Raw genomic sequence first — 5,235 nt, 5'->3', positions numbered from 1 at the left:
TATCATCGCCACTGGAGTCGTCCAATTTACCTTGAAGGTCATGGTCAACCATAGCACATACGGATGCATCGGACCATACGTTTTCAGCTGTTTCAATCATGTCGATAATTGTATAAATTGGCAAGATGATACCAAGCAAACCAATTGGAGCACCGATAGAGCTCATCAAGGACAATGTTAAGAAGTAACAGCCCATTGGAACGCCTGCATTACCAATGGCAGCAAGTACAGCAATGAATAACCAAGCAATCATTGTGCCCATAGTTAATTCAATACCTGCATTTTGCATTACGAATAGGGATGTTACAAGAATGAACGCTGCACAACCATTCATATTAATAGTTGTACAAATTGGCAATACGAAACGAGCTACTGCAGGGTGAGCTTTCAAATTATCCTCAGCAGATGCCAATGTTACAGGCAATGTTGCAGCAGAGGATTTAGTGAACAATGCAACCGCTACAGCTGGGGACATTTTACGGAATACGTCCACAGGGTTCAAACCACGGAATAACAAGAACAATGGAATTACGATAAAGAATTGGATCAAGTTACCACCGATAACAACAGCGGTATATTTACCTAAAGCACCAACGATGACACCCGCTTCGATTTGAGCAGATAATTGACCTGCGAAAGCAAGGATACCGATTGGCAATACATAAAGCAATGCTTTAATCAATGTAAATAGTAATTCTTGTAAGCCGAACAATACTTTCAATACTGCTTCGCGACCTTCTGTACGAGGCATAAAGGCAAAGGCTAAACCAACGGAAGCAGAGATAAACATAACGGACAATACGTTACCTTCCAAATATGGTTTCATAATATTGTTAGGAATAACGGATAAGAAGTGATCGTAATACGTTACATGACCAAGTTTTTCAGGTACTTGCGCTGCACCAGCACCAATTACATCAAGTGGTAAGTTACCTGGCGCAATCCATAGGAATAAGCCAAGGCCTACGGCTGCTGCACAAATTGTAGTAAGCAATGTATATACTACAGCATGTCCAAAGATACGACCTGTATCTTTTTTAGCACCTAGCATGGATAATGTAGTAATTACTGCTAAGGATACGGTTGGAATTGCGATGAATTGGAATAAGCGTGTAAACACAGCTGCAATAAAGTTAAAAAGCTCATTTAAAGCCGGAATATGTTGCCATCCCAAGATAGCACCAATGATAAGTGCACCCATCCAAAGGATAAACTGACGTAATTTGCCTTGACCGCGGCTTTTTAAGGTAATCTCTTGCGCTAAGGCATCGACATGTTTGTTGTTTTGATCTGCCATAAAAACACCTCTCTAAAAACTAAACTACATGAGACCATAAAAGAAATAATCCCAGCCCTAGGGCTGGGATTATAGATACGTCCTAGTCTCTTATAAAATCACATTATAAAGATATGATTTAACACTGTCAAACTTAAATAATTTGATATAAAGATTAATATATTCAATTAATGAACATTTAAAACATCTTTTTATACAACTCTTCTATATCTTTACGGCTAATTTCAGCTACTGTATTAGCAATATTTCCTGTAGCCACAACGTATACATTATCTACAAGCCACGGAATGTCTTTTTTCGTAAAGCCTAGTTCTGTAAGGTTTGTCGTAAGGTCCAGGTCATGTAACATAAAGCGTAATGCTTCACCTAATTCAGATCCATCGCCATGGTTAAAGATACGAGCTAATGCACCGAATTTATCAGGGTTAGCACTCCACGTGTATTCCACTACCACAGGTTCAATAACGGCAAGGCCCACACCGTGTGTAATATCTTTAAGACCACTGGCAGGGTGTTCCATACCATGGGCTAGTGTTACACCGGCCGTATTGATTACCATACCGCCAATGGTACTAGCAAGGGTTACAGCTTCCCAAGCCTTTGTGAGTTGTTTTTCGCTCAGCACTTCGGGTTTGCCGTTGGCAACGGCTTTCACATGTTTATATAGAGGTACCAGATATTGTGCTAATAATGTAACTGCATAATAGGATAATGCATCAGTAAAAGGTTGTGCCGTTTTAGATGTGTAAGCCTCAATATTATGGCATAGTGCATCAAAACCAACAGAGGCCAACACATGAGGTGGCATGGTGCCCATCACACCAGGATCTACGATAGAAACCTTAGGCACGATGGCGTTACAGCGCAAGGATTTCTTATCCCCTGTTTCAGGATTAGTAAGCACGCCAAAGCCATTACCTTCAGAGCCTGTACCACACGTCGTTGGAATGACAACAAGAGGTAATGCATTGTCACTTGTTTTACGGTTGAAGATATAGTCGTTAATATCTCCTTCGTTAATCGCCATGAAGGCTATGCCCTTTGCACAGTCCATAATGGACCCACCGCCGATGGCGATAACTACGTCACAGCTTTCAGATTTAGCCACGGCAGCACCATCTAAAGCAGTCGTCGTTAATGGATTGGCATCAACTTGATCAAACAATACATGGTCAATATGAGCCGCCTCTAATTTCGCTACCACACGGTCATACAAACCAGATTTCTTCGCACTAGTGCGACCTGTTACGATGAGGGCTTTCTTGCCATAGGGCGCAACAAAATCAGCAACGCTATCTACTTTATTCCAACCAAATTGGATATTTACAGGTAAAAAATAAGAGAATTCCATGTGACAACCTCGTTTCTCTGAAAACTATTTCTTAGTGCTATTGTAATGTATATTTAAGGCCATGTAAAACCTCATAGGACTTTCACTAGAAAACAGGTATACTAATAATAAGAGGGGGTATTTATATTTATAGAGGGAGAGAACATCTATGAAATTTGCCATTAAACATTTATGGTCTTCACTGAGGGACCTAGCAACGCAATCGCCAATCTTACTGGCATTAATCGCCGTATTTTCTTGTACGCCGTTGTATATTGAACAAGACTGGTTTTCCGACATCGACATTAAGCTATACTCACTGTATTTCTTTATCGTTATATTACAAAGCTACATAACAAGGGCACGAAAGTTTTCCATATTATATACCTTGGTAAGTATCGGAATCAGCGTCGGCCTTTATATGATTCACGAAACCTATGGCTATGTGCGGGGCATTGAGCTAGCTACGGAAAATATATCCTTCCTATGGCTGTATTCTATGATTGCCTTGTATTTCACATCGCCAGGTGAACATTACATCGGTGAAATCATCAACCGCATCAAGCGAATTGGTATCACCCTTGTTACGTCAACGTTATATAACATTGTTATCATTATGAGTTTATGGTTCTTCTTCATCATCATAGACCAACCATTCGACGTTGAAGAAACTATTTTTAAGGTGCTCGCATCCATTAATATATTCATTTGTCTATCTATGGTATGCTCTTATAAAGAGGATCCAGCAGGTCCTCCCGCGCCAAACTCATTCTTTACCGTTGTATTCGGCATCATCTTGCCAAAGGCGTCCATCATTACAGGCATTCTAGCTAATATCTATTTAGTCTTGATTCTATTGGGGCTTCGCGATGACACCCGGTTCTTCTACACGTACTATCCGTATGTAGCTATTTTCTACCTATTCTACTTGGCTAGCTTTAGATCTAGTGAAAGCAGCAGAACACAGCAAATTCTGTGCTTCTTGTTCATTACGCTCACAACATTGTGCTTAGCCCTTATCGGTAAGCGTGTGATTAATGAACCAATTCTCTGGCTCAATACGATTTATGTAAGTGCATTCAATCTAATCTTCTTAACACATAATGTATATTCTCTTGTGAAGGGTTTAAAACCTTCTGTGCATACAACGATTATGGCTCTTGCCTTAGGCGCTGTTCTCTTGACGCCATTCATAGGCTATACAACGTATCGTGAATTTGTGACCTATACTAAAGTTGATGGCGAATGGCATGCAAACCTACCAATAGCAGCTACCTTTGATCCTAACTTCACAGATTACGGCACACCATATGTACCTGTGGACGATATAAAACTGCCAGACACAAACCCAGTAAACGGCAGACGCGTCGAGTATATCAATTTTGATGCTTTGTCTGCACCAAAGGTTATCTCTATTGCAGGCTACGATAAATACATTGAAAACATCGAGTTAATTGTATACGAACAAGACCTTAAGGAATACCAAGTGGAAACTGCTAACTTTGACTCCATCTCCTTTAAGTTCCTCAACAAAGGCCTTGATTTAGAGGTATCTCTACCAAATGGTGTGACAGAGGTACATCATATTTATGATAAGTTCCTTACCGTCGATAAAACAGCTATCGATCCTGTCATTATAGAAGGCAATGGATACAAGCTATTGATTACATCGTACTTCATAAACCAATTCGATACACGTAAACTTAAATTTAATGTACTATATAATTAAACATATAATACTTACAACACTATATGTATAATATGACAAAAGCAGTGCCTCACTACGAGGTACTGCTTTTTTCTTAACTGAGTTTATCCTTAATTTCTATTACATAAAACCTCATAAGACTTTCACCTAAGAACAGGTATACTACTTGTAAAAAAAGATATTTATAGAGGTGGAAAATCTATGAAATTTGCAATTAAACATGTGAGGGATTCACTGCGAGATTTGGCGACGCAACACCCTATGTTACTGGCATTAATCACCATATTCTCGTGTACGCCGCTATACATTTCTCACCCCTGGTTTGCTCACATGAACATATTAATGTATATGCAGTTTTTTTACATCGTTATATTACAAGCCTATATAACACGAAACCGAAAATTATCCATTTTATATACCTTAGCAAGCATCGTCATCAGCACGTGGCTCTATACTGTTCACGAAACCTTTCATGAGGTACAAGGCATTAGACTAGCCATAGAAAATATATCTAACCTATGGTTATATACAATGATTGCATTATATTTCACATCTACAGGTAAGCACTACATCGATGAAATCATAAACCGCCTCAAACGGATTTTTATCACCTGTATTGCCTCTACGCTATATAATGTTGTCATCATTATAAGCCTATGGTTCTTCTACATCATCATCAACGAACCATTTGACTTCACCCACTTGATTTTCAAAATACTAGCATCTATAAACGCTTTTATTTGTATGACTATGGTCTGCACGTATAAAGAGGATCCTGCAGGACCACCTGAGCCTAGTTCATTTTTCACAATTGTATTTGGCGTTATTTTGCCAAAAGCCTCCATCATAACAGGGGTTCTTGCTACTATTTATTTATTGCTAATATTATTAGGCTTCCGC

Annotated in this window: 3 protein-coding genes and 1 pseudogene; 2 read left to right on the top strand and 2 right to left on the bottom strand. The window is 39.2% G+C overall.

Annotated elements, in window-relative coordinates; all coding sequences use genetic code 11:
- Both Q0F90_RS06975 and Q0F90_RS06970 read right to left on the bottom strand, forming a co-directional pair.
- The coding region (locus Q0F90_RS06975; protein WP_296004329.1) for a dicarboxylate/amino acid:cation symporter at positions 1 to 1,297 on the bottom strand (1,297 nt) is incomplete at its 3' end.
- Between the two features lie 178 nt (positions 1,298 to 1,475).
- Positions 1,476 to 2,648 carry an iron-containing alcohol dehydrogenase gene (locus Q0F90_RS06970; RefSeq protein ID WP_296004328.1) on the bottom strand — a complete coding sequence of 391 codons (1,173 nt, stop codon included), beginning with the start codon at positions 2,646 to 2,648 and terminating at the stop codon, positions 1,476 to 1,478.
- Positions 2,649 to 2,796: 148 nt separating this feature from the next.
- Here Q0F90_RS06970 and Q0F90_RS06965 point away from each other — a divergent pair, with 148 nt between their 5' ends.
- Positions 2,797 to 4,356, top strand: a complete 1,560-nt coding sequence (locus Q0F90_RS06965) for a hypothetical protein (RefSeq protein WP_296004327.1) — start codon at positions 2,797 to 2,799, stop codon at positions 4,354 to 4,356.
- Positions 4,357 to 4,536: 180 nt separating this feature from the next.
- Positions 4,537 to 5,235: pseudogene (locus Q0F90_RS06960) on the top strand (hypothetical protein); the annotation flags it as partial.

The sequence above is a fragment of the uncultured Veillonella sp. genome, assembly GCF_934190855.1.
GTDB lineage: Bacteria > Bacillota > Negativicutes > Veillonellales > Veillonellaceae > Veillonella.
Note: the sequence above shows the minus strand (reverse complement) of the source record. Positions and strands in the feature narration are given on the sequence as shown.

Bases quoted from the DNA above. Each gene is read 5' to 3' on its own strand.
- Q0F90_RS06965 (WP_296004327.1), top strand. From the start codon at position 2,797: ATGAAATTTGCCATTAAACATTTATGGTCTTCACTGAGGGACCTAGCA.
- Q0F90_RS06970 (WP_296004328.1), bottom strand. From the start codon at position 2,648: ATGGAATTCTCTTATTTTTTACCTGTAAATATCCAATTTGGTTGGAAT.